This window comes from Salinispira pacifica (assembly GCF_000507245.1).
GTDB classification, from domain to species: Bacteria; Spirochaetota; Spirochaetia; order DSM-27196; family Salinispiraceae; genus Salinispira; species Salinispira pacifica.
In genome coordinates this window covers 598,133-620,615 of sequence record NC_023035.1, presented here as the reverse complement: position 1 = coordinate 620,615, position 22,483 = coordinate 598,133, and the positions used below count along the sequence as shown (strand labels likewise).

The 22,483-nt window shown below is 52.4% G+C and carries 16 protein-coding genes and 1 CRISPR repeat array; of the genes, 11 read left to right on the top strand and 5 right to left on the bottom strand.

Annotation, left to right across the window (positions count from 1 at the left end; genetic code table 11):
- The first annotated feature begins 14 nt into the window (after positions 1–14).
- From cas5c to L21SP2_RS02660, 8 genes are all read left to right on the top strand, one after another.
- A complete protein-coding gene (cas5c, locus tag L21SP2_RS02695) occupies positions 15–683 on the top strand; it encodes a type I-C CRISPR-associated protein Cas5c (protein ID WP_024266935.1) in 669 nt (222 codons plus the stop codon).
- Positions 680–2,443, top strand: a complete 1,764-nt coding sequence (gene cas8c, locus L21SP2_RS02690) for a type I-C CRISPR-associated protein Cas8c/Csd1 (protein ID WP_024266934.1) — start codon at positions 680–682, stop codon at positions 2,441–2,443. The genes cas5c and cas8c overlap by 4 nt, the downstream gene beginning before the upstream one ends.
- Entirely contained in the window at positions 2,436–3,311 is an 876-nt protein-coding gene (gene cas7c, locus L21SP2_RS02685; protein WP_024266933.1) for a type I-C CRISPR-associated protein Cas7/Csd2, read from the top strand. Before cas8c ends, cas7c begins: the two co-directional genes overlap by 8 nt.
- A 45-nt stretch (positions 3,312–3,356) precedes the next feature.
- Positions 3,357–4,016: a CRISPR-associated protein Cas4 gene (gene cas4 / locus L21SP2_RS02680; protein ID WP_041401058.1), complete on the top strand. Its 660-nt coding sequence runs from the start codon at positions 3,357–3,359 to the stop codon at positions 4,014–4,016.
- Positions 4,013–5,044, top strand: coding sequence for a type I-C CRISPR-associated endonuclease Cas1c (cas1c, locus tag L21SP2_RS02675; protein WP_024266930.1), 1,032 nt, complete (start codon positions 4,013–4,015; stop codon positions 5,042–5,044). The genes cas4 and cas1c overlap by 4 nt, the downstream gene beginning before the upstream one ends.
- Positions 5,045–5,049: 5 nt before the next feature.
- Positions 5,050–5,340 carry a CRISPR-associated endonuclease Cas2 gene (gene cas2, locus L21SP2_RS02670; RefSeq protein ID WP_024266929.1) on the top strand — a complete coding sequence of 97 codons (291 nt, stop codon included), beginning with the start codon at positions 5,050–5,052 and terminating at the stop codon, positions 5,338–5,340.
- Positions 5,341–5,526: 186 nt separating this feature from the next.
- Positions 5,527–7,813: direct repeats of the CRISPR family, unit length 32 nt; unit sequence ATCGCTCCCCGTGCGGGAGCGCGGATTGAAAC.
- A 366-nt stretch (positions 7,814–8,179) separates the two neighbouring features.
- Positions 8,180–8,569: a hypothetical protein gene (locus L21SP2_RS18495; RefSeq protein ID WP_041401056.1), complete on the top strand. Its 390-nt coding sequence runs from the start codon at positions 8,180–8,182 to the stop codon at positions 8,567–8,569.
- Positions 8,570–8,600: 31 nt separating this feature from the next.
- On the top strand, positions 8,601–9,200 hold the full coding sequence (locus L21SP2_RS02660) for a DUF2269 family protein (protein WP_024266922.1): 600 nt from the start codon (positions 8,601–8,603) through the stop codon (positions 9,198–9,200).
- A gap of 111 nt (positions 9,201–9,311) precedes the next feature.
- On the opposite strand, the gene L21SP2_RS02655 is transcribed toward L21SP2_RS02660, so the two are convergent.
- The 4 genes from L21SP2_RS02655 to L21SP2_RS02640 form a co-directional block, all read right to left on the bottom strand.
- Complete coding sequence (locus L21SP2_RS02655; RefSeq protein WP_024266921.1) at positions 9,312–10,286, bottom strand: SDR family NAD(P)-dependent oxidoreductase; 975 nt, start codon at positions 10,284–10,286, stop codon at positions 9,312–9,314.
- A 15-nt stretch (positions 10,287–10,301) separates the two neighbouring features.
- The gene (locus L21SP2_RS02650) at positions 10,302–10,763 is read right to left on the bottom strand and encodes a nuclear transport factor 2 family protein (protein ID WP_024266920.1); all 462 of its coding nucleotides are present in this window, start codon (positions 10,761–10,763) and stop codon (positions 10,302–10,304) included.
- A 27-nt stretch (positions 10,764–10,790) separates the two neighbouring features.
- The gene (locus tag L21SP2_RS02645; protein WP_024266919.1) at positions 10,791–11,816 is read right to left on the bottom strand and encodes a hypothetical protein; all 1,026 of its coding nucleotides are present in this window, start codon (positions 11,814–11,816) and stop codon (positions 10,791–10,793) included.
- 68 nt (positions 11,817–11,884) lie between these two features.
- Entirely contained in the window at positions 11,885–13,009 is a 1,125-nt protein-coding gene (locus L21SP2_RS02640) for a DUF2804 domain-containing protein (RefSeq protein ID WP_024266918.1), read from the bottom strand.
- 110 nt (positions 13,010–13,119) lie between these two features.
- Here L21SP2_RS02640 and L21SP2_RS02635 point away from each other — a divergent pair, with 110 nt between their 5' ends.
- On the top strand, positions 13,120–13,731 hold the full coding sequence (locus L21SP2_RS02635) for a class I SAM-dependent methyltransferase (RefSeq protein WP_169730410.1): 612 nt from the start codon (positions 13,120–13,122) through the stop codon (positions 13,729–13,731).
- Here L21SP2_RS02635 and L21SP2_RS02630 read toward each other — a convergent pair.
- Positions 13,674–16,103 (bottom strand): glycoside hydrolase family 31 protein, encoded by a 2,430-nt coding sequence (locus L21SP2_RS02630; RefSeq protein ID WP_024266916.1) that lies wholly within the window; start codon positions 16,101–16,103, stop codon positions 13,674–13,676. The genes L21SP2_RS02635 and L21SP2_RS02630 overlap by 58 nt on opposite strands.
- A gap of 476 nt (positions 16,104–16,579) precedes the next feature.
- Here L21SP2_RS02630 and L21SP2_RS02625 point away from each other — a divergent pair, with 476 nt between their 5' ends.
- Positions 16,580–18,160 (top strand): MFS transporter, encoded by a 1,581-nt coding sequence (locus L21SP2_RS02625; protein ID WP_053335745.1) that lies wholly within the window; start codon positions 16,580–16,582, stop codon positions 18,158–18,160.
- A gap of 3 nt (positions 18,161–18,163) precedes the next feature.
- Positions 18,164–22,303, top strand: a complete 4,140-nt coding sequence (locus L21SP2_RS02620) for a tetratricopeptide repeat protein (RefSeq protein ID WP_024266913.1) — start codon at positions 18,164–18,166, stop codon at positions 22,301–22,303.
- Positions 22,304–22,483 lie beyond the last annotated feature (180 nt).

The following is a 22,483-nucleotide window of genomic DNA, read 5'->3' as shown; positions in this document are numbered from 1 at the left end:
CAAAGGAGGTACGGTTGGAACACTATTACAAAACCTTTTGCCTGGAAGTAGAAGGAGACTATGCATGTTTTACCCGACCGGAAATGAAAGTTGAGCGAGTAAGCTACGATGTTATTACTCCCTCTGCTGCTAGAGGAATATTTGAAGCTATTCTCTGGAAACCTTCGGTTTCGTGGCAGGTGAAAAAAATTGAGGTTCTCAAACCCATCAGGTGGACTTCAATCCGGCGGAACGAAGTGGGTGCCTATATCACTCGAACAGATGGTGTGTATATCGAAGATGTCCGACAACAGCGAGCCGGACTGATTCTACGCGACGTTGCATACCGCCTGTATGCCGAACTGCGCTTCCATCCAGAAAAGGGCGAACCACGGAAGGACGAAAATCCTGCGAAGTACAATGCAATGTTCGAAAGACGTGCAGGCAAAGGACAATGCTTCAACCAGCCCTACCTCGGCTGCAGGGAATACAGCTGCAGGTTTGCATTAATTGATCATGAAAAAGGAGAGCGCGAAAAACAACCTATTCATGAAGATTCTGATCTGGGGTTTATGCTCTATGATATGCAATTTCCAAAACCCGATGACGAAGATCAGGAAATACGGCCTGCGTTTTATCGGCCATTAATGAAGAATGGTGTGATTGAAGTCCCCGATTGGGATAGTGGGGAGGTTTATCTGTGATCATTCAAGCGTTATACGAATACTATCAACGAAAGGCTGACGATCCAAACAGTAACATCCCTCCTGAAGGCTTTGAAAGAAAACAGATACCATTTTTAATTGTACTGGATAAGCAAGGAAATTTGGTTCGTTTTGAAGATACAAGGGAGACAGGAGGGGGAAAAAACAATGGAAAACCATTTTTAGTACCGCAAGGTGAGAAAAAAACTTCCGGGATTAAAGCAAATTTATTATGGGATTCTGCAGAGTACGTTTTAGGTATCACATCAAAACAGAGAAATAATGTCCAAGAGCGGCACCATGCTTTCATAGAAAAGCAATCCGAAATGCTCAGTTCAATTGCTGATAAACCGCAGGTGAAAGCTGTCATGAATTTTCTGAACACATTTGAAGCTGAGAATTATGGTAAAAATCATGCAGATTCAGTATGGGATGAAATTTACGAAACCAATCCGAATCTCACGTTCAAGCTTCAAGGAGAAGCGGGAAGTTCTATTACTGAGAGCCTAATGAGCGACTTAAAAGAACTGAAAACTGCATCCTCGGATGAATTTAAGTTTGGCAGATGTATGGTAACCGGTGAAAAGGGTTTAATTAACCGTATTCACCCAGCTATTAAAGGTGTTTATGGTGCACAAAAAGCAGGTGCAGCACTTGTCTCATTCCAGAAGCAAAGAGGGTATGACTCGTATTGTAAGGAGCAGAATTTTAATGCGCCTATCAGTAAAACTGTCACATTTGCCTACACAACAGCACTCAACCTTTTGCTTGCAAAAGGTTCCCGAAACCGTCTACAGATTGGTGATACTTCGGTAGTATTCTGGGCTCAAAAGAGTGAATCAAATTTTGAGAAACATTTCCCTTCATTCTTTACCACTCCGAAAAAGGAACGCGATAACCCAGATAAGGATATTGAAAAGCTTAGCAACACCTTCTATTCCGTACTGACAGGAATTCCCCCTGAAGAGAAAAGTTCAAAGTTCTACATCCTTGGGTTAGCCCCAAATGCAGCAAGAATTTCGGTCAGGTTTTGGCACGAAGCAACGGTGGAAGAATTTGCGAATAACATCCGACAACATCTCATGGATCTGGAAATAGAAGGAGCAAGAGTGGATGAACCAAAACCATCATTGTCATATCTTTTAAAATCCACGGTACTTGATTGGAAATCGGATAATGTTCCGCCAAACCTTGCCGGAAATATGATGCGTTCAGTCTTGAATAACCAGCCGTATCCTGTACCCATGTTACACCAGTGTATTCGTCGCATTCGGGCAGAGCAGAAAATCTATCATATTCGAGCAGCATTGCTAAAAGCTTATCTTAATCGGAAAGAAAGGAAATCTCATAACAACCTCAAAAAGGAGATAAAAGTGGCATTAGACAAAGAAAATACCAATGTCGGTTACCGACTAGGTCGTTTATTTGCAGCTCTGGAAAAGATTCAGGAGGATGCAAGCGGAGGCCGATCGATCAACTCAACAATACGGGAACGGTACTATTCTTCAGCAAGCTCAAATCCGGTTACCGCATTCCCACAGCTATTGAAGTTAAAAAACTATCATCTTGCAAAGATTGATAACCCTGCATTCAAAACTGTTCATGAAAAGCGGCTTGCCGAGATCATGGGAGAACTGCCTACTTCGATTCCTGCACATATGAATATTGAAGATCAGGCTCGCTTTGCAATTGGCTACTACCACCAGCGACAAGACTTTTTCAAGAAAAACAATGTATCAGAAGGAGAAAACAATGAGTAATACGGTAAATCGAAGGTATGACTTCACCTATCTGTTTGATGTCCAAGATGGTAATCCAAACGGAGATCCCGATGCAGGAAATCTGCCTCGAATTGATGCGGAAACCGGTATGGGGCTTGTGACCGATGTCTGTCTGAAACGGAAGATTAGAAACTACGTACAGATTGTAAAAGGAAATCAGAAGCCACATGATATCTACGTGAAAGAAAAAGCGGTGCTGAGTAGAACTCAGGGTGAAGCATATGAGGATGAATCTGTAAAAGCGGCGAGCGATAAAAGTGTAAAAATCGTTAAGGGCCGGGAATATATGTGCAGGAATTTTTTCGACATACGGACATTCGGTGCAGTGATGAGTCTAAAAACTAATAATTGCGGGCAAGTTCGAGGTCCTATTCAACTCGTGTTTGGGCGCTCTATTGAACCGGTTGTTACCCTGGAACATAGTATCACTAGAATGGCTGTAGCAACGGAAGAAGAAGCCAAAAAGCAGAAGGGTGATAATCGGACTATGGGACGAAAGTACACAATTCCCTACGGTCTGTACCGAACCCATGGATTCGTATCTGCTCATTTGGCTGAACAAACCGGATTTACCGAAGATGATCTAAAGCTGTTCTGGGAATCCTTGATTAATATGTTCGAGCATGACCGTTCAGCAGCCCGAGGTCTAATGACTGCAAGGGGATTATATGTATTTGAACATGACTCTGCTCTCGGGAATGCCCCCGCACACACATTATTCGATCGAATAGAGGTTACCCGTGCAAACGGAGACTCTGATACACCAGCAAGGTCTTTCGCTGATTATCAGATACAAATCGATGAGCAAGCACTCCCTGAAGGTGTAAAACTACACTCTTTTATTTAAATCCATAAGCCGGGGTTCATCCACCCCGGCTCTATTGAGGAAACTATGTATTCTGAAACAGACCTGATACCAATTTCCGCCCTTCAACATGTTCTGTTTTGTGAACGGCAGTATGCTCTCATCCACATTGAGCAGGTATGGGCAGAAAACAGATATACAATTGAAGGAAATATACTTCATGAGCGGGTTGATATTGTACACAATGAGTCCAGACGTACTAATCGTACAGAATACGGCCTTGCTTTGCGTTCCTTACAGTATGGACTTATTGGAAAAGCAGATCTAGTCGAGTTCGTTAAAACAACAACAAAAAACTACGAGTCGGTTAAGCCAGTAGAATTCAAACGTGGAAGGAAAAAGCCGGACAACTATGATTTGGTTCAGCTATGCGCACAGGCACTATGTCTTCAGGAGATGTTCAGCGTGACTGTGCCCGAAGGGCAGATTTATTATCTGCAGGAGCATCGCCGTACATCAATTTCCTTTGATACTGAGCTCAGAGCAGAAACGATCGCAACCATTGATCATACCAGAAATATCTTTGAATCAGGCCAGACGCCACCTGCTGTGTATGACAAAAAGAAGTGCGACCGGTGCTCTCTGCTTGATATTTGCATGCCGCATACCATGCATGTGAACGGGAACCATGTCAGAAGATACATGCAGAACCATATTCGCAAAAATCTGCAGGAGGATCTTGATTGAGGAAACTGCTTAATACTCTCTATGTTAGAACTCAAGGAAGTTATCTGAGAAAGGAGGGGGAGACCATAGTTGTTGAGCAAGAATCCAGAAAAGTTCTGCAATTACCAATTCACACAGTTGGCGGAATCGTAGCTTTTGGTAATGTATTATGCTCCCCTTTTTTACTCGGGTTTTGCACTGAAAAAGATATCAGTATTTCTTTTCTGACTGAATTTGGGCGTTTTCTGGCATCTGTTCATGGTCCGGTTCGAGGAAATGTGCTTTTGCGTCGAGCACAGTATAGACAGGCTGATAATGAAGAAATAACCCAAAAATATGCAACCAATTTTGTTGCTGCAAAAATCGCAAACAGCCGGATAGTTATTCTGAGAACCCTGAGAGATCATAAAAGCAAAGTGAATTCCGTTTTGCTTAAAAACGCAGCCACACAGCTATCGCAGTGCCTTAAACAGTTAGAAGAAATATCGACCACTGAAGAAACCAGGGGAATCGAAGGTGCTGCTGCAGCTGCTTATTTCAGTATTTTTAATCACCTCATCATTGAACAGAAGGGGGACTTCCAGTTTCACGAAAGAAGTAGACGTCCTCCGCTTGACGAAGTGAACGCACTGCTGTCATTCACGTATACATTGCTTGCGCATGATATGAGATCGGCATTAGAGACAGTAGGTCTTGATCCATCTGTGGGATTTCTTCATAGAGATAGACCAGGAAGGCCGGGCCTTGCACTTGACCTGATGGAAGAATTGAGGCCAGTAATAGCGGACCGACTAGTTCTGTCGCTAATAAACCGGCGCCAGCTCGATAAAAAAGATTTCAGAAGAGCAGAAAACGGAGCAATTACAATGAGCGATGATGCTCGAAAAACATTGTTAGCTGAGTACCAAAATAGAAAACAGACTGAAATTTACCATCCATATATTAAAGAATCAATTCCGATCGGCCTCTTGTTTTTTGTTCAAGCAAATCTGCTCGCGCGTTGTATCAGAGGAGATATAGAAGGATACCCACCGTTTTTTTGGAGGTAAGTATTATGATGGTGCTAATCAGTTATGATGTTGCAGTAACCAGTCCGGGAGGAAAACGAAGGTTAAGAAAAATTGCGAAAGAATGTACAAATTTCGGACAGCGTGTACAATACTCTGTGTTTGAATGTGTCATAGATCCTGGACAATGGGCTCGGCTTAAAAATACTCTCGAAGGTATTATCGATGTAGAGTTGGATAGCCTTCGATATTATTATCTGGGAAAAAACTATCGAAAACGGGTAGAGCATATCGGAGCAAAGGCATCATTTGATGTTGATGACCCACTTATTATTTAAATCCTCTTTTGCGAACGCCAATCATTCAGAAAATCCCGAACCTTTCGCGCATAGAATATTTCCTTGCATTATAAAGATCTTTGACAGAAAAGAGAAGGAATCTATAGTTCCAGGCAACACCAGAAAAATAGGTTCGCGATATAATGCCACTAACATATTATACCATAATGATATATAATGGGGTCTATCGCTCCCCGTGCGGGAGCGCGGATTGAAACTTCGATTGCATACGCTATCATCCAGGCAATGGAAATCGCTCCCCGTGCGGGAGCGCGGATTGAAACTTTCTCATTGCTTTTTCTGAGCTCATGAAAGTTATCGCTCCCCGTGCGGGAGCGCGGATTGAAACTCACCATCGGCGATGCTGTAATTGTAGCTACCGAATCATCGCTCCCCGTGCGGGAGCGCGGATTGAAACTAATTTATACAGTCAGGCTCCGTTCGGTTCGTCGATCGCTCCCCGTGCGGGAGCGCGGATTGAAACAGCGCACAGGGGCAAGATGGACCGAGTGGCAGGCATCGCTCCCCGTGCGGGAGCGCGGATTGAAACAGGTTAAATGCTCATATCAATTCAGATGGCTGTAATCGCTCCCCGTGCGGGAGCGCGGATTGAAACAGATCGGGCTGTTGTTCGTCCTGTACTTCTTGCGGATCGCTCCCCGTGCGGGAGCGCGGATTGAAACTGACTGTTGTCGAAATATGCGCCCAGGGCGCCAGATCGCTCCCCGTGCGGGAGCGCGGATTGAAACACGGATCGCGACTATATAATCAAGTGACCCATAAATCGCTCCCCGTGCGGGAGCGCGGATTGAAACATAATTACAACTATAATCCAGCATTGACAGAACTGATCGCTCCCCGTGCGGGAGCGCGGATTGAAACATATACGCAGCAATCGGCCTGTTATCTCTCATGAATCGCTCCCCGTGCGGGAGCGCGGATTGAAACCGCTATAATGTATGCGGAAACCCACAATGGCCACATCGCTCCCCGTGCGGGAGCGCGGATTGAAACGTCAACCTGTAAGGCCCATGATATAACTTTTTCTAATCGCTCCCCGTGCGGGAGCGCGGATTGAAACATGTGCTTGAGTTTGGTAGTATCGTGGCTCAAGCATCGCTCCCCGTGCGGGAGCGCGGATTGAAACGGGAGTTTATCTGGTCGTATTCCTGAATGTAGCCATCGCTCCCCGTGCGGGAGCGCGGATTGAAACCTTTGTGACAATTGCACACGCCATTATTGATCGAATCGCTCCCCGTGCGGGAGCGCGGATTGAAACAAAGGTGCGCGTCTGGTAAGGCACGCCAGCCTGTATCGCTCCCCGTGCGGGAGCGCGGATTGAAACTATTTTTCGGATATTTTCAAGCTCAGCATCGTAAATCGCTCCCCGTGCGGGAGCGCGGATTGAAACATGGAGCCACCAGTCCAAATGCCGTTTTGTATCCTATCGCTCCCCGTGCGGGAGCGCGGATTGAAACAGCTGAATCAGCGACGATGCTTGTAAGCGGCTCAATCGCTCCCCGTGCGGGAGCGCGGATTGAAACCATAGCTGTAGTTTCCAGTCGTCCGGTACATCCGATCGCTCCCCGTGCGGGAGCGCGGATTGAAACTTAAGTCGTCTCTTTCTCTACGGTCCGTGCTTGGGATCGCTCCCCGTGCGGGAGCGCGGATTGAAACATGGCGTTGTGTGTATTTTGTTGAAAGTCCAAATAAATCGCTCCCCGTGCGGGAGCGCGGATTGAAACACCGGCTGACAGTGAGCCGTATACCCGGTTTACTATCGCTCCCCGTGCGGGAGCGCGGATTGAAACGACTGTTTTTGTCGGCCAACTCTCAGCCAAGGCCATCGCTCCCCGTGCGGGAGCGCGGATTGAAACTGAACTGGCAAGCGGCACAAACTGGGACCTTGTTGCATCGCTCCCCGTGCGGGAGCGCGGATTGAAACTTAACTTTCTTTGACAAAATACTTGACAGTTAAAATCGCTCCCCGTGCGGGAGCGCGGATTGAAACCAAGCACTCGCCGGGGTTACATCTTCGAAGCTGATATCGCTCCCCGTGCGGGAGCGCGGATTGAAACCTCCGTCAATCCTGATTTTTTTGATCTGCACAATATCGCTCCCCGTGCGGGAGCGCGGATTGAAACGGGTAAGAGCCTCATTATTGCGATGCTGATAAAAATCGCTCCCCGTGCGGGAGCGCGGATTGAAACGATGATCAGATTGCAAAGCTGACGGCAGCACTTATCGCTCCCCGTGCGGGAGCGCGGATTGAAACTTGAATCATTCCTTAACACTCTTTCTGAGCAGGAATCGCTCCCCGTGCGGGAGCGCGGATTGAAACCATTGATTCCGCAACCGCGTCACTAACATCGAAAATCGCTCCCCGTGCGGGAGCGCGGATTGAAACCATGTCAGTGTTGATTCCAAAATCACGCCCCACCATCGCTCCCCGTGCGGGAGCGCGGATTGAAACGTCTCGGTGATGAGACTCCCAGGAAAGCCGGTCATCGCTCCCCGTTGTAGAATCCCGAGCTCTATTAACAGCGAATCCCAGGTAATTTACACATGAAATCAGTGGATATTTTATTCTATTCCGCACTCTTCAAAAATCCCTCATCTGTGAACACCCGCGCCAATCCACGGTTCCACAGCATCTAAAATCACCAACTGTTCACCACACCACCCAGCTCCGCCCAGCGAAATCCGGTCCCTTCAACCACACATCCCCCCAAACATCTGGAGGAAATGCAGATATCGTGGTAATATTCACATTCGGAAAACTGATACCCTATTGCCTTGCAGTATTCAGGCGTAGAAAACATTCATGTAAGAGGTTCCTGTGAAAATTGCTTCCAAACTATTGCTGTTAACCTGTATCTTCATCCTGGCCGGACTGGCTTCCGGCTGTAACCCCGAAAAAAGCGCGGAAAAAGAAGTCCATCCGATAGTGGGAGTATGGCATTACCGGCCCGGACCGGCGGATGATCAAATCCAATTCCACTCCGATTTCAGCATCACCGGATGGTCCGCCGGCACTCAAGGCTCCTTCACCGGCGAATGGCGGGTGAATACAGATAACTCAGTAACGTACTCCGTCTACGATTCAGCGGGAAATGCATTTAAAAACCCCTTCACTGCCAGAGTATCCGGTGATGAAATACAGGTGGAATTCCGGGCCTCTGAAAATGCAGAAGTACCAAGCCAATTCTTTTACGACAGGCTGGAGTAATACAGCCCTCAGACGATTCCCCGGAGGCATAGTGAACACCAAAACAATTCTGCTGTCCCTTCTCATCCTTATGGCCATCATGATTACCGCAGCCCTTCTCTTTCCCCAAGGGCTGCAATCCTTCTTGTACAGACCCTCCATGTACCGCCACATTCTGTTTGTCCACATCGCTGCCGCCACCCTGTTTTTTGCCAATGCCGTCATCGGGATGGTATGGGAAATCAGAAGTCTTACAACCCGCAAAAGAGAAATCATATTGCACACCTACCGTACAGTTTCCTGGCTGGATGCCCGAATTTCCACGGTACTCATCATACTCTCGGTCATCAGCGGTATTATGCTCAGTGTGCTGAAAGGCAATATGTGGGAGATCGGATGGCTCTCTCTGTCATTAGTATTGTTTCTGTTTTCCGGTGTGGTATGGATTGCCAGCGATATTCCCACCCAATACACATTAAAAAAACGGCTGGAACAGTCAGATCCTCAAGACCCCGACCTGCCGGAACATGTGATGAACCTGTTGAAGCTGCGGCTGTGGATATCTCTGGGGGGAGTTATTCCCCTGCTGGTCGTATTTTTGCTGATGGTATATAAACCCGATCTGCGGCCCGTTGCGCTCTGGTTTCAATAATCGGCATTGATCCGTATGCCCATCCCGGCCTGCCCCTCCTGTCCTGACCTGGCCGGCCTGAGTGCCTCAGCAGTCATCAGGGGCCCTTGCCCGCTCCGGCGCGGAAAGGGCTCAGAACCGGGTGGACGGCAGGAAGGCGTCGGTGAGTTCCATGCTCATGTCATAGATCTTCTTTCCAACCTCCCGGTCCAAGGCATGGGGGGCCGGCTTCTCCTCGGTGGTGAGATTAAAGTAGCGTCCCGACACATTGTCCAGGGAAGGGTCCGAGGCAAGCCAGTGAAGTGCAATCCCCGAAATTTCGGGATCATCCAGACCGGGCTGTACAATGCGGTTCTGGAACCAGCGGTACAGCCGTCCATTGTTCATCCCCACCGAGGAGCGCACCGCTCCGGGATGCATGGCGTTGATACTCACCCGGGAAGCGGAGGCAGACAGGGCATCGGCGGTTTCCCAACAGCACAACAGCTGGGCGGTTTTTGCGGCGCCGTAGCCCCGCAGACCGATGTAGGGCCGCTTGCTCCAATCAAGATCATCCAGGCGGAGTCCGGAAAACCTGTGCCCCTGGGAGTTTACCAGTATAATTCTTCCGCTGTTCTGCTCTTCGAATACGGGAAGCAGACTGCGGGTGATCAGAAAGGGAGAAAGATGGTTTACGGCGAACACCTTTTCATGGCCCTCGACGGTTAATTCACGCCGTGTCATGTGAATGCCCGCGTTATGTATGAGTACGTCCAGGGGACGCTTCATATCTTCCAACAGCTGCAGAATTCGGCCCAGGGCATGCCGAGTCTCTTCCAGGAGGGAAAAATCTGCCCGAATATGCCGGATAAAGCCCCCGCCGGAGCTTTCTGCCTGAATCTCACGGATCAGCGCCTCGGCTTTGTCGTCATTTCTGTTCACCACAACAAGATCCGCACCATAGCCGTGCAGCCTCCTGGCAGCTTCCTTCCCCACCCCGGAAGTTGCCCCGGTAATGATGCATAGACGTCCTTTCATGGACTCGGTGCTCTCCAGGGGTTTGCGCTTACCATTGGCGATAACTTTCTTCATGTCGGCCATGTTGTACTCTTTAATGTACGGAAACATCCCCGCCCCCTGTAATCAACCGAATTTTTTCCGCATAAAGCGGCGGTACCTGTGGTGCATCCACGGAATATTATCAAAAATATCTCCCCATAAATCGTAATAATCCCGCTGATGAATAATTTTGCCGTTCCCGTTCAGGCTGAGTTTGGTGGTACCGTAGAGGGTGGAGCTGGGAAACTTTTTAAACATCATGGTCATCTCCCATTGGAGAAAGACCTCTTTCTCGGCCATCACCACGGTAATGATGTTCATCTTCAGTTCTTTGCAGCGGTCAGTGAGGCGGTTGCACAGAGCCTTGAACTCATCAATTCCTTCCACCCGCTGAATGGAATCGTGAAAAACGACGGCATCATCATAATAGGGAAAAATATGGGACCAATCCGGTTTTCCGTCCGTATTGTAGGTTTTCGACCACAGGTTCTTCACCTGCTCAGGGCTTTCAAGCCCGTTCCCGATCTGTTCCAGGGAATCCTCCATTCGCCTCCCGGCGGCGCGTGCCGTGTGTTATTTACGGACAAATTCAGGCGACGGGGGAAATATCCGGTCCCTGATCTCAAGAAGCTGTTCTGCACTGTTGATATTCCGGTTCAGCGGGATAAGGTAGATGGGATTCAGGCCCGGTCCGCCGAATTGCAGACTTTCAGACTGTTGCCGGAGAATTTTCATGTTCGCATCTATGACATATTGCTCCGACAGGTCTTCAACATGTCCTGATATAATGCCTCCGGGGTGAAGGGTCAGATGGTTGCGGTAAATCTCCCGCCGAGCGATGTACAACTCACCATGGATGATTCCCGCAATTTTTAACTTCACCGTTACGCCGGGGTTTCCATCCCCGTCGTCATCGGGAAAAAGCCGTTCATCGCTGAGTCCTGCGGCCCGGCCCGCCTGAATGTTTTGTTCGAGTGATATATCAGGATCGCCCTGAACGCCCAGAAGCACCGGCGTCTCCGGGCGGTACATTCTCCACAATCCGTCTTCAACATAGAGCTCGACCCGGGAATTTCGGGGTTTGATGGCCTGAACGGCCGAAGGATCAAAGGAAGTTTCCACTCCGCCCTGGTTCAGAATATAGTCAGCGAAGAGAAATCTGTTCTGTTGTACGAGCCGGATATCCCCATGTACCGGTTCAGGGACGAATTCGGTATATCCGTAGGAAACGATGAAACTGTTCATGGGTGTTTTGGTTGACCGGTCCTGATACGCCACAACATCAAAATGCCCGTAATTGCCCCGTATTGCATCTATCGCTTCTTCCCGGCTTTCCGGGTAATCATTTTCGGTGGATATCTGTTCCGGGGCTGTATACCCCGGGTTTTCAGCGGCTAACTCTTCCAGGTTACCCTGCAGCCTGCTGACCGTATCCTGCGAATAGAGAGGAGCCTCGGGCCAGGCAAGGGGATCTGCACATGAACTCAGCAGGAGAAATGGGAGAAGAGAAATGACAAGGGCGCCGATACCAAACCGGCGGCTTCCCGGCAATCGGCTGAAATGTTTCTGCCCCCGGGGAAAAATTATACAGACATGCATAACCTGGATAATAACGGTGAATCACATATCAGGGCAATAGAAAACTGATCCCTCTGCCCTCCCGCCTGTTACCAGCGGTTAAACACATCCTCTGCGAACCCCGGCATATTCCGGAAGCTGAGTTTTTCGCCGTTATCCAGAACGGCTATGCCGCTGAAGTATCCGAATACCTGGTGCTGAACGGAGCGGATAATCAGGAAGTTGGTGCTGGAGCTTCGGTCCACCGCAGGGGTGAAGGCCAGCTCAAGCCGGCCGTCGGAGGAGCTCATGGACCAGGGACGGTAGTAGCTTTCAGGATCGAACTCGAACCTGACCTCCCCCAGTTTATGGGCTTTTCCGTCATAAAAGAGCATGTTCTCACTGGCCGGGCTTCGGTCGGTGAAGCCGTAACCCAGGTTGAACCCGAAGGGTGTACCCTCAAGCCGCCCGCTCATGGATGCCCAGAACCAGCGGTTTTTGTAGGTCCAGGCTCCCCGCCCCCAGTCCAGGCCGCCCATGGAGTCTTCATCCCGGAAAAAGTAGCTGCGCCTGCCCGCCCTGATGGTCCCCGCTGCGCTCATGTTGTTGATTTTGCGGTTGTAGTAGAAGCGTTTGCGGTTCTTCTTCCAGGATGTGGCGATGTTCATGCTTTCCAGCTCCGGGGGCTGATTAAGCACCAGCTCCCCTTCCAGCCCCTTGCTGCCGTCGGGAAATTTCATATCAGGTGCGCTGACCCGGATCCGCCGCTGCCCGTCCACCGCTTCAAAGCTCAGGGAAATATCATCATTGGAAAAACTCACCCTGCCGGAGTCGGGACTGAATGCCCGGGCACCTCCTGGGCTGCGCTCACTCCTGCCGCGGTGGTTGTCCCCTGCAGCACCGGCGGTTTCGGGGTGGAATATCCCGCCCCGGGGAAACCAGCTGATGGTATCCAACTGATGCACCTCTTCCTTCTCAAAATCCACCCAGCACAGGGCGATGAGCCCTGCATAGCCCAAATCGCTGATGGTGAAGGTGATTCCCCGTTTCAGTTCCGGAGAGATTACATAGTAGTAGTCCCACTCCTTAATCCGGAACCAGGGTGCGGCCACCGCATCCCGGGAGTATTGCCACAGGGGCCGGCGGGACCAGCCTTCAGCACTGATGGTTCCGTCTTCATTAAGAAGAGGTCGGACCTCAGTGATTTCGTTTTCCGTATATATCGGCGTACTCATACTTTCCTCCCGAATAGGCGCTTGCATGGTGCATGAAGTCCGGATTCCGGTGACAGGATGCTTCATTACACACTGCCATGCCCGGGCTTTTTCATTTATACTTATACAGCATGAAGTTTTCGCCCGTTTTATACAACAGCTTTATGAGACCTCTGGAACATGCCGGGTTGAGGAATTACCGGAAAGAAATCATCTCCCGTGCCCGGGGCCGGGTTCTGGAGATCGGGGCGGGTACCGGGAATAACCGGCCCTATTACAATATGAATGCTCTCAGCGAACTGCTGTTCACCGACTATGAACCGCTGCAGCTCATGGAAGAGTGCTGTGCTGCTGATCACGCCGATGTGCAGTCACTCCATTATCCGGATAACAGCTTCGATACCGTCGTCGCCACTCTGGTATTCTGTTCCGTGCCGGATGTTTCCCGGGGACTGGCGGAGATCCGCCGGGTGCTGAAACCCGGCGGCAGATATCTGTTCATAGAACACGTGGCCTCATGCAGCCCGGGAATCCGGCGTTTTCAGACCATCTTCACTCCCCTGTGGAGGAAAATCGCCGAAAACTGCCATCTGGACCGGGACACACTTGCCCTCATTCGCAATGGCGGTTTTCAGATTGATTCTCTCAAAACCTCGGCGGCTTGCATGCTCATCGGAGGATGCGCCTACTCTCCCGACGATGCCAGTTCAACCTCAATCTCCGAAGCGGAAGGGGAAAGCTGAACTTCCCGGGTGTAATACGCCCCCTGAAGCGTCCAGCTCTCATCCCCGCCGGCACCGGGAACCTCCGCCGGCACCCGCAGTTCCAGATTCAGTCTTGTTTCCGGATTGGCGGCATACCCGCCGGTGAGTCGCATGGTCAATGTTTCCCCCCGAAGAAGAAAATGCACGCCGGGAAGACTCTCCGGTTCTGCGCCCATGTCCACACTGGACTCCCCGTCGCTTTTCAGCCATACGAACTCCGATTCGCCCCCTTCGGATGCATGGGGCACCAGGGTCACAATTCCCCGGTTTCGGCGGGCGGGCTCCCTCTGGGAACCGAAACCTCTGGGGGAATCCATGGGCATAATCGCCCCGGGGGACAGCATCACCGGAATGGTCTCCAGCACCGGCTCATACTCAGGCGTCACATCCGCCCCGCCGCTCACATAGCGCTTGCCGCTGTAAAAGTCATACCACTGGCCGGGAGGCAGGGAGAGGGAAAACTCTTCCAGCCGGGTCATGGGGGCTGTCAGCGGCTGCACATAGATGCTTTCCCCCAGCATGTATGCATCGCTGATATTCCAGGCCTGTTCCCATCGGGGATATTCCAGAAACAGGGGCCGCATGATGGGCAGATTCTCCCGGATGCTCTGAAGGTGGAGGGATTCATAGAATGTCTTCAGCTGCTCCCGGAGCACCACCGACTGGACAGTCAGCCGGGCCATCGGATCTTCGCTGCTTTGCTCGTGAATGAAGGGTTCCCGGGGGCTTCCCGATCCGTGGGCCCGGTGCACCGGCGACCAGAGTCCGAACTGGTTCCAGCGGAGGAAGAGTTCGGCGTCGGGAATCCCGTTCCGGGCAATAAAGCCGCCCACATCGTGCCCCCAGAGCTGGAAGCCGGTGAGCCCGGCGGTAATTCCCTGAGCGGGCTGCTGGGCCAGTGCTTCCCAGCTGCTTTGTACATCCCCGGTCCACACCGATACTCCCAGGGAGGGACTTTGCCAGTTCCCGCTGCGGCTGAGAATCACCTGGCGGGTTCCGGGCTGAATCTCCTTCATTGCATCCACGATGATCCGGGACCAGTGCTGGTTGTAGTAGTTATGCACCAGGAAGCCCCGGATACGCTTGCTCCGGTCCTGAAGTGCGCCTCCGAAGAGGATCTCGTTGGGCCGTTCTTCCGGTTCGCCCAGGTCGGTCCAGAATCCGTCGATTCCCTGTTCTTTCATTCTCTGATACTGGCGGGCGAGATATTCCTCCGCTCCCGGGGCAAATATATCGATAATTCCCCCTTCCTTGGCCTGGGAGAACGTCCACCAGGAGTTCCAGGTGACGGTATTTCCCTCACGGTCTGCTCCCATTGCGCCCATATCTTCCAGGGGCTGAAACATCAGGGCGTCTTCCCGCACATAGGGTTCGGTGATGGTCACGGTCTTCACCCCCCGGTTTTCCAGGAAGCGGTCAAGTTCCCGATAATCCCAGTTCGCTTCGTCCCAGTCATAGTCACCCATCCGGGCGAACCAGTAGAGATCCAGCACCAGGGCGGAGAGGGGAATATTTCTGACGGCAAACTCCTCCACCACTTCCTGAGCCTCCTGCTGGTTCCGGTAGCCGTAACGGCTCTGGATGTAGCCGTAGAACCACTCCGGCGCAAGAGGACGGTCCCCTCCCAGTTCATAGAAGCGCCGCACCAGCTGTCTGGTGTCCGCTTCATGCCAGTACAGAAGAGTTCCCTCGTCCAGCTGCTGGTTCAGCTGGAAGCTTCCATCAGCTTCGGAACCGAAGCCCATGGCATCCTGTATGTGCCCCTGGATGAAAAATCCGTCTCCGTCCCGGGAGAAAATAAAGGGCACATAGAGATATGTGTGATCACCGTATTTTGACTCGTTGCGCAGCCGCCTTGAGAGGCCGTTGAGACGGATATCGTCGTCCACGCCCCCCAGCCCGTAGAGGGTATTGTTTTCCCCGGTCTGAAAACGGAAATCCGAGGCATGCCCGAACCCGGTAAAATCCAGCCCCCAGAGGTACTCGCCGTTGCGGAACACATCCACTCCCCCGGTTCTGGATTCAATTTCAAATTTCCCGGCTGCAGCCCGGTATCTGTCAATCATCCGCAGCTCCGACTGTACTTCCATCTGCGGATCACCGGAATTCCCGGTGAGGGGCATCCTCTGCGCCTCCAGAAACTCCCGTTCCGCAGGGGAAAGCCGCTCATCATCCCAGCGCAGGCTGAGCATATCATCCTCGACGGCCTGAAGAATGAGCCGTTGATCATCCAGCGTAATGCGGAGGGCATCCCCGGTGAGCTGGAGTCGGGGCTGGTGGGATCCTGCACCGGATTGCAGGGCGCAGGAGCTGAAGCCCGGAAGAAGGAGGGCTGCGAACAATATCATCATTACCAAAATCGGAGAGGTCGAATGGACCGGATATACCTTTTTCATAGCTCCGATAGTAGCACGGTTATTTTCTCAGGTAAAATGGAATATGCCGATTGCTCCGCTCCAATCCCCCGGCTAGCTGCCGCTGCGGATTTCCACATCCTGCCACTGCGGGAAGAAATTTCCCGGGAAGCTCCGGCCGCCGGCAATTTGCATTATACTGGAAGATATCCGAGTATTGCCCGTGAGATCCGGTTTTATTTGTAGATACATCTTTTTATTTTTATATTTGGACAGTGCACAGAAGCTTGTGAAAAAACATGGATTTTCACAGGGCGGTAGGAACCGCCTCTCCAGGTAGTGGGGTGGAAATATCACTCCACCATATCTGGACCAAATTTTCCGGAATTTTCAGTTTCACAAGCTTCTGTGCACTGCATTTTTTGCAGCTGTATCTGCAATCACATATTATTGAGATCCGTTCCGGAGGCAGAATGAAGCAAAAAACCTGGATACTTCTTGCCACTATCAGCGCCAGCAGCATGGCCTTCATCAGTCAGTCGGCATTGAACAGCGCCCTTCCGGCCATTCAGGAGGATCTGGGAGCCAGCGCCGCCGACCTGCTGTGGATTGTAAATATTTTCCAGCTGTTTCTGGGAGCTCTCATCCTCATCGGGGGTGCTTTGGGAGATATGCACGGGCGCAAGCGGGTGTTCGCCGCGGGAATCGGGGTGTTCACCGGTGCATCGGTGCTTGCGGGGTTTGCCGGGAGCACCAATGCCCTGATCGCCTACCGTGCGCTCATGGGTCTTGGGGGTGCTCTCATGGTGCCCGGGAGTCTGGCCATTATCTCCGCCAGCATTCCATCCTCAGAGAGGGGACAGGCCATCGGGATCTGGTCGGCATTTACCACCATGACATCCATTCTGGGTCCGGTGCTCGGGGGCTTTTTTGTTGATATCGGATTCTGGAGGGCAGTGTTCTTCATAAATGTGCCCCTGGGAATCCTGGCGCTGACTGTCCTGCTGATGAAAGTTCCCGAAAGCCGGGATGAAACCCGCACCGGCAGGGCCGATATTCCCGGAGCTCTCAGCGCAACCATGGCGTTGGGAGCCATCGTATTCGGTGCCACCGAAATCGGACGGCTGGGGATCGACAGTCCCCGGAGCCTGGTTCCCGCAATTCTGTTCCTGGCGGGGATCGCCGGCATGTTCCTGTTTGTATTCATCGAGCGTCGGAGCCCCGAGCCCATGGTGAAGCTGAAACTGTTCTCAAACCCCACCTTCAGCGGCACCAATCTTCTTACGCTCATGCTCTACGGAGCCCTGGGGGGCGCTCTGTTTTTCTTCCCCCTGAATCTTATTCAGATTCAGGGCTACACCGCACTGCAGTCGGGGCTGGCTTTCGTTCCATTCTCCATTTTACTCATGACCATGAGTCCATGGGTGGGGAGAATGAGCGACCGGTTCGGCCCCCGGCGCTTCCTTCTTTACGGTCCGCTGTTGGTGGCGGGAGGCTTCATTCTTTTGGGAATTCCCGGAATCACTGCGGGGGTTGGAGCTTACTGGCGGTCGTACTTTCCCGGAGTGCTTCTTCTGGGCACAGGGATGGGGCTGGTGGTATCGCCCCTTACCTCCACGGTTATGGGCTGTGTGCAGAGCTCCAATGCGGGGATCGCATCGGGCATTAATAACGCCATTTCCCGTGCTGCCGGGGTGATCGCAACCGCTCTGCTTGGAATGGTCGCACTGCTGGTCTTTTCCGCCAGTCTGGAGGCTTCTCTCAGAGATACATCAGCCGTTGTTCCGGACTCCATGGAGGCTGCGGCTGCAGCCATCAGCGAAGACCAGATTCAGCTGCTTCTGGAAGAAAGCGATGAACTTGCGGCAACCCCGGTGCCCGACAGTTTTTCCCCTGCTCTGAAACAACGGAGTGAACTGGCAATACGTCAGAGTTTTGTGCAGGTATTCCGTATTATCATGTTCATAGCCGCCGGACTGGCGGTAATTTCCTCCGTCTTCACTGGAATATTTGTGGCTCCCAAAAAAGACTGGCCGGAGTCCGCTGGAGAGTAAACCATGCATATTATACCCAGATTCATCGTACATCAGGATCTTCAGGAAAACCGTCGGGGTACATTCCCCGGGGCAGTAATTTTTCTGGATATTTCGGGGTTCACCGCCATGACCGAGGCGCTGATGGTCCACGGTAAAGCCGGGGCGGAGCAGCTCTCGGGGATTATCAACTCGGTGTTTGCACCCCTGCTGGACATCGTTTACGCCCACGGCGGATTTGTGAGCACATTTGCCGGGGATGCCTTCACGGTGGTGTTTGAATCCAAAGACCAGGATGGCGGGGTGGAAAAATCCGCCGCTGCCTGTGCCGGCGAATTGTCGGCGTACTTTTATCATAATCCGCTGCACACCACCCCTTGGGGGGAATTCCAGCTGAAGGTGAAAATCGGAATCGGCGGAGGGGAAATTCAGTGGAGGATATTCACCGGTGACGGGGGGAAAGGCTACCTGTTCCGGGGACCGGCCCTGGATCAGGCTGCTGCAGCGGAGAAGCTTTGCCGGGCCGGGGAAGTGGTAGTTGGCCCCGGAGCCCGGGTTTCCAGCTCCCGCCGGGCAGAGCCCCGGGGTTCCGGACCGGCTGACAGGAATTCAGCCGTATCGGAAGAGGAGCTTGCCGGCGGGTTTCTCCGTCTCACCCACAATTTTACCGGGGCGGAACGGACGGAGGAAACTCCCCTCAGCGGGGAAACCCGGGAAGCCCTTCAGGCCTCACCCTCCCCGGAACAGCTTGAAGATTTTGCTCCAATCAGATTTTTCCCGGATAACGACCGGGGTGAATTCCGTGATATTACCAGCGTGTTCATCTCCTATGACGAATCTGTGTTGAATCCCACAGCCGCATTCACCGCCGTATCCCGGCAGGCACGGATGTTCGGCGGTTACATCAGCATGGTGGATTCCGGCGATAAAGGGGGAGTAGTGCTGGTGCTCTTCGGCGCACCGGCGGCCACGGAGAACAACGCCCGGCGGGCCCTGGATTTTACCCTGGCCCTGAGATCCGAAGATTCCGGAAACTCCTTCCGGATGGGAGTGGCCTCGGGCAGGGCGTTCACCGGCTATGTTGGCGCTCCTTTGAGGAAAACCTACACCGCACTGGGCAGGGTTGTGAACCTTTCCGCCCGGCTGGCCATGGCCGGGAACGAAGGCTCCATCCTGATTCCCGATGAAACCGCCGGAAAGTTCCGGGATCAGTATGACTTTGAACCGTCGGGCAGCCGGAGCTTCAAGGGCTTTGACCGGGCCATGGAAATATCCTCGCTGCAGAAACAAAAAAAGCAAAGCGGAGTATCCCATGAAAGGCTGATCGGCAGAGATGAAGAATTCACCGTGCTCTCCTCATTTCTGGACCGCCTCGGCAGAGGGGAATCTTTCGGAGCAGTCTCAATAGAGGGAGAGGCGGGAATCGGAAAAACCGCCCTCCTTGAGTCCCTGTGGAAGGAACCCCGGGAAGCCACTTCAAAGCTGCAGAGACTGGATTTTTCATTCACCTCCCTGGTAAAGCGCTACATGGAGCCTTTGAAGGAACAGCTTCTGAAAGAATTCAGAGCCTCCAGAGAGGATCAGGCCTCCGGCTGGGTTCAGGGGCTTCAACAGAGCATGATGGATGAGCACACCCCGGATTACCTGAGAAATGAGTTTGTACGGAGCAGGGAGCCTCTTCTTTCTCTCATGGGGTTCCTGGATGAAAATGACGACTATTACCAACTGGACTCCCAGGCCCGGCATGGGAGAAATCTGGAAGCTCTTGTTGCCTACTATTCTCTGAAAAGCATGCAGACCCCCCTGCTCCTTGTGGCAGATTCCGCAGATACCATGGACGAGGGATCCCATGAGTTTTTCGACCGGCTCCTTTCCCGAAGCCAGGATCTGCCTCTGTCGGTGCTGTTTCTGTCCCGCAGACATGACTTTCTCTCCACCCTCACCATCCCGGCAAAACACAATCTGGAACTGAAACCGCTGAACAGGGAACAGATTCAGGAGTTTGTGAAGGAGCGGACATCCGCCCGGGGGGACGAATCATACAACAGCTTTATTCAGGCACGGAGCGCAGGAGTCCCTCTTTTTATTGAAGAACTGCTACGGTTCCTGGATGAGAAAAACCTTGTGTACCGCCGTGGCGGGTATTTAAAACTCAAAGATTTCGATATGGGGATTATGCCCGGAAATATCGAAGCCCTCATACTCAGCAGGATTGACCGCCTTCCCGCCGGGCTGAGAAATCTGCTGCCCTACATGGCGGTACTGGGGCAGCGGTTTGACGGCCGGGTGCTGAAAAACATGCTCAGTGAAGCCCTGGGTACGGGGCTTGCCGCCAACCTCAGGGAGCTTGAGCGGCGGGGGATCGTTCACCGGGACAACGAGCAGTTCTGGGTTTTCCATACCCCTCTCCTTCGGGATTCCCTGTATCAGCTTCAGTTCGATGAACAGCTGCAGAAGCTGCATTCCTCGGCGGCGGAGGCCTACACCCTCCTGCATCCAAAAAAACCGGACTACAGTGCAGAAAAAGCCACCCATTATGCCAAAGCAGGTGAAAACCAGCGGGCGGTGGAATATTTCAAACTTGCGGGTACCCAGGCCATGCAGAACTATCAGAATGAAGCGGCCCTGTCATATTTCAACAATGTTCTATCCGCGAGCCGTTCCGATGGTGAACGCAGCCGGATTCACCTGGAAAAAGCCCGGATATTTGAGCTTACCGGCGACTGGAACGCCGCAAAAGGTGAGCTCGAACGGGGACTGGGGGTGGCAACCATCGCCGGGGAAAACGAACTGTACCACCGCTTCTTTTCCATGCTGGGACAAATCAGCTACCGCAAAGGAGATGCGGTATCAGCAGGTGAATATCTTGAAAAAGCCCTCCAGGATCCCGGCTACCGGGAAATCACCCGGGAGAAAGTGAACGTTCGGATCGAGCTTGCGAAGAATCATATGCGGGAGGGGCAATACGCCGAAGCACTGACACGGCTGTTTGAAGCCCGGGACATCGCCGTGGAAAAATCTTACCGGCTGGAAGAGGGCCAGGTTTTATACTACATGGGCCAGGTCTACAACCGCACCGGAAAAGTTGAGCAGGCGGTGAACATGTATGAGGAATCCCGGAAAATATTCCAGGAGCTGAATGCTGTCAGAGAGCTTTCCAACCCCATGTACGATCTCAGTCAGATACACATGAGCCGGGGTGCTTTGGATAAGGCGGAGGAAGGTTTCCGCTCAATTTTACAAAGCTATTCCCAGATCGGATACAAAAGCGGTCTGGCGGCGGCTCTGGTGAATATGGGCTCCATCAAGGACCAGCAGGGAGCGTTTGACGAAGCCATCGACTTCTTCCGGCGCTCACGGCACATCGCCCGGGAAATCGAGGAAGCTCCGGCGGTGGGCTGGGCCCAGTTCGCCATGGGAGCAAGCGCATACAAGAAGCATGAGTATCCCCAGGCCTTAAGCTATCTTCAGGACGCATACCGCATATTCCAGGAAATCGGATTAAAGTCCTACTACGGATATCCCCTGGCCTACCTGATTGCCGCCCATGTCCGGATGGACAACCCGGACCGTGCCCTGGAACTGGGAGTGGAGCTGGTGAGACTGAATCAGATACTTGGGCATGACGCCGAACGGGGCAGAATTTTCCTGGCTCTGGGCGAACTTCTTGAAAAAAGCGGCCTGCCCCCACAGAACGGCCTGAAGCAGATTAAGTACATTGCCCGGCTCAGCGGTCTGAAGTTCATCAGTCCCGCCGCCTTCTATGCAAAAGCGGTAAAAGAATCCCGCCAGCCCAAATATCTGAACACCTACATTCCCGCCCTCTATGCCTACGGAACATATCTTCTGAAAACGGCACACAAACAGCAGCCCCGGCCAGATGAACAACCAAAAGAACGGCCAGAAGAACGGCCAGAAAAACAACCGAAGAACCAAACAGGGAAACAGAAAGCAGCGGAAGACGGTGTGCGGGTCCGGGAACGGGGCGAAGGTTTCATCAGGCAGGCCTACCGGGAAACCCGGCAGGCCCAGTGGCATTCCTTTTCACATCGCATCGAGTCAGAACAGGGGGCTATTATTTCCGTGGATTCTGTGGATTCTGTGGATTCCGCCGCTGATTCTTCCACTGATTCCTCCACAGATGCCGCTGCAGCATCGCGGTGAAGGGGCCGGCACACGGCCGCCGCCGCTGGGCTGGGGACTGACGGATGCGGACTGACAAAAGCGGGCCGCCTCGGAAGATGACTGCTGCCGGGCCGTTAGAGCCGGGCAGCGGGCCGGCCACGCAGGAGGCAGGAGCCGGGCTGTGGGAGCCCGGGAGCGGCAGGCGCCGGGGCCCCGCCC

Coding starts and splice junctions, on each gene's coding strand:
- cas7c (WP_024266933.1), top strand. CDS start 2,436: ATGAGTAATACGGTAAATCGAAGGTATGACTTCACCTATCTGTTTGAT.
- cas4 (WP_041401058.1), top strand. CDS start 3,357: ATGTATTCTGAAACAGACCTGATACCAATTTCCGCCCTTCAACATGTT.
- cas2 (WP_024266929.1), top strand. CDS start 5,050: ATGATGGTGCTAATCAGTTATGATGTTGCAGTAACCAGTCCGGGAGGA.
- L21SP2_RS02655 (WP_024266921.1), bottom strand. CDS start 10,286: ATGTTTCCGTACATTAAAGAGTACAACATGGCCGACATGAAGAAAGTT.
- L21SP2_RS02650 (WP_024266920.1), bottom strand. CDS start 10,763: ATGGAGGATTCCCTGGAACAGATCGGGAACGGGCTTGAAAGCCCTGAG.
- L21SP2_RS02645 (WP_024266919.1), bottom strand. CDS start 11,816: ATGCATGTCTGTATAATTTTTCCCCGGGGGCAGAAACATTTCAGCCGA.
- L21SP2_RS02640 (WP_024266918.1), bottom strand. CDS start 13,009: ATGAGTACGCCGATATATACGGAAAACGAAATCACTGAGGTCCGACCT.
- L21SP2_RS02635 (WP_169730410.1), top strand. CDS start 13,120: ATGAAGTTTTCGCCCGTTTTATACAACAGCTTTATGAGACCTCTGGAA.
- L21SP2_RS02630 (WP_024266916.1), bottom strand. CDS start 16,103: ATGATGATATTGTTCGCAGCCCTCCTTCTTCCGGGCTTCAGCTCCTGC.
- L21SP2_RS02625 (WP_053335745.1), top strand. CDS start 16,580: ATGAAGCAAAAAACCTGGATACTTCTTGCCACTATCAGCGCCAGCAGC.
- L21SP2_RS02620 (WP_024266913.1), top strand. CDS start 18,164: ATGCATATTATACCCAGATTCATCGTACATCAGGATCTTCAGGAAAAC.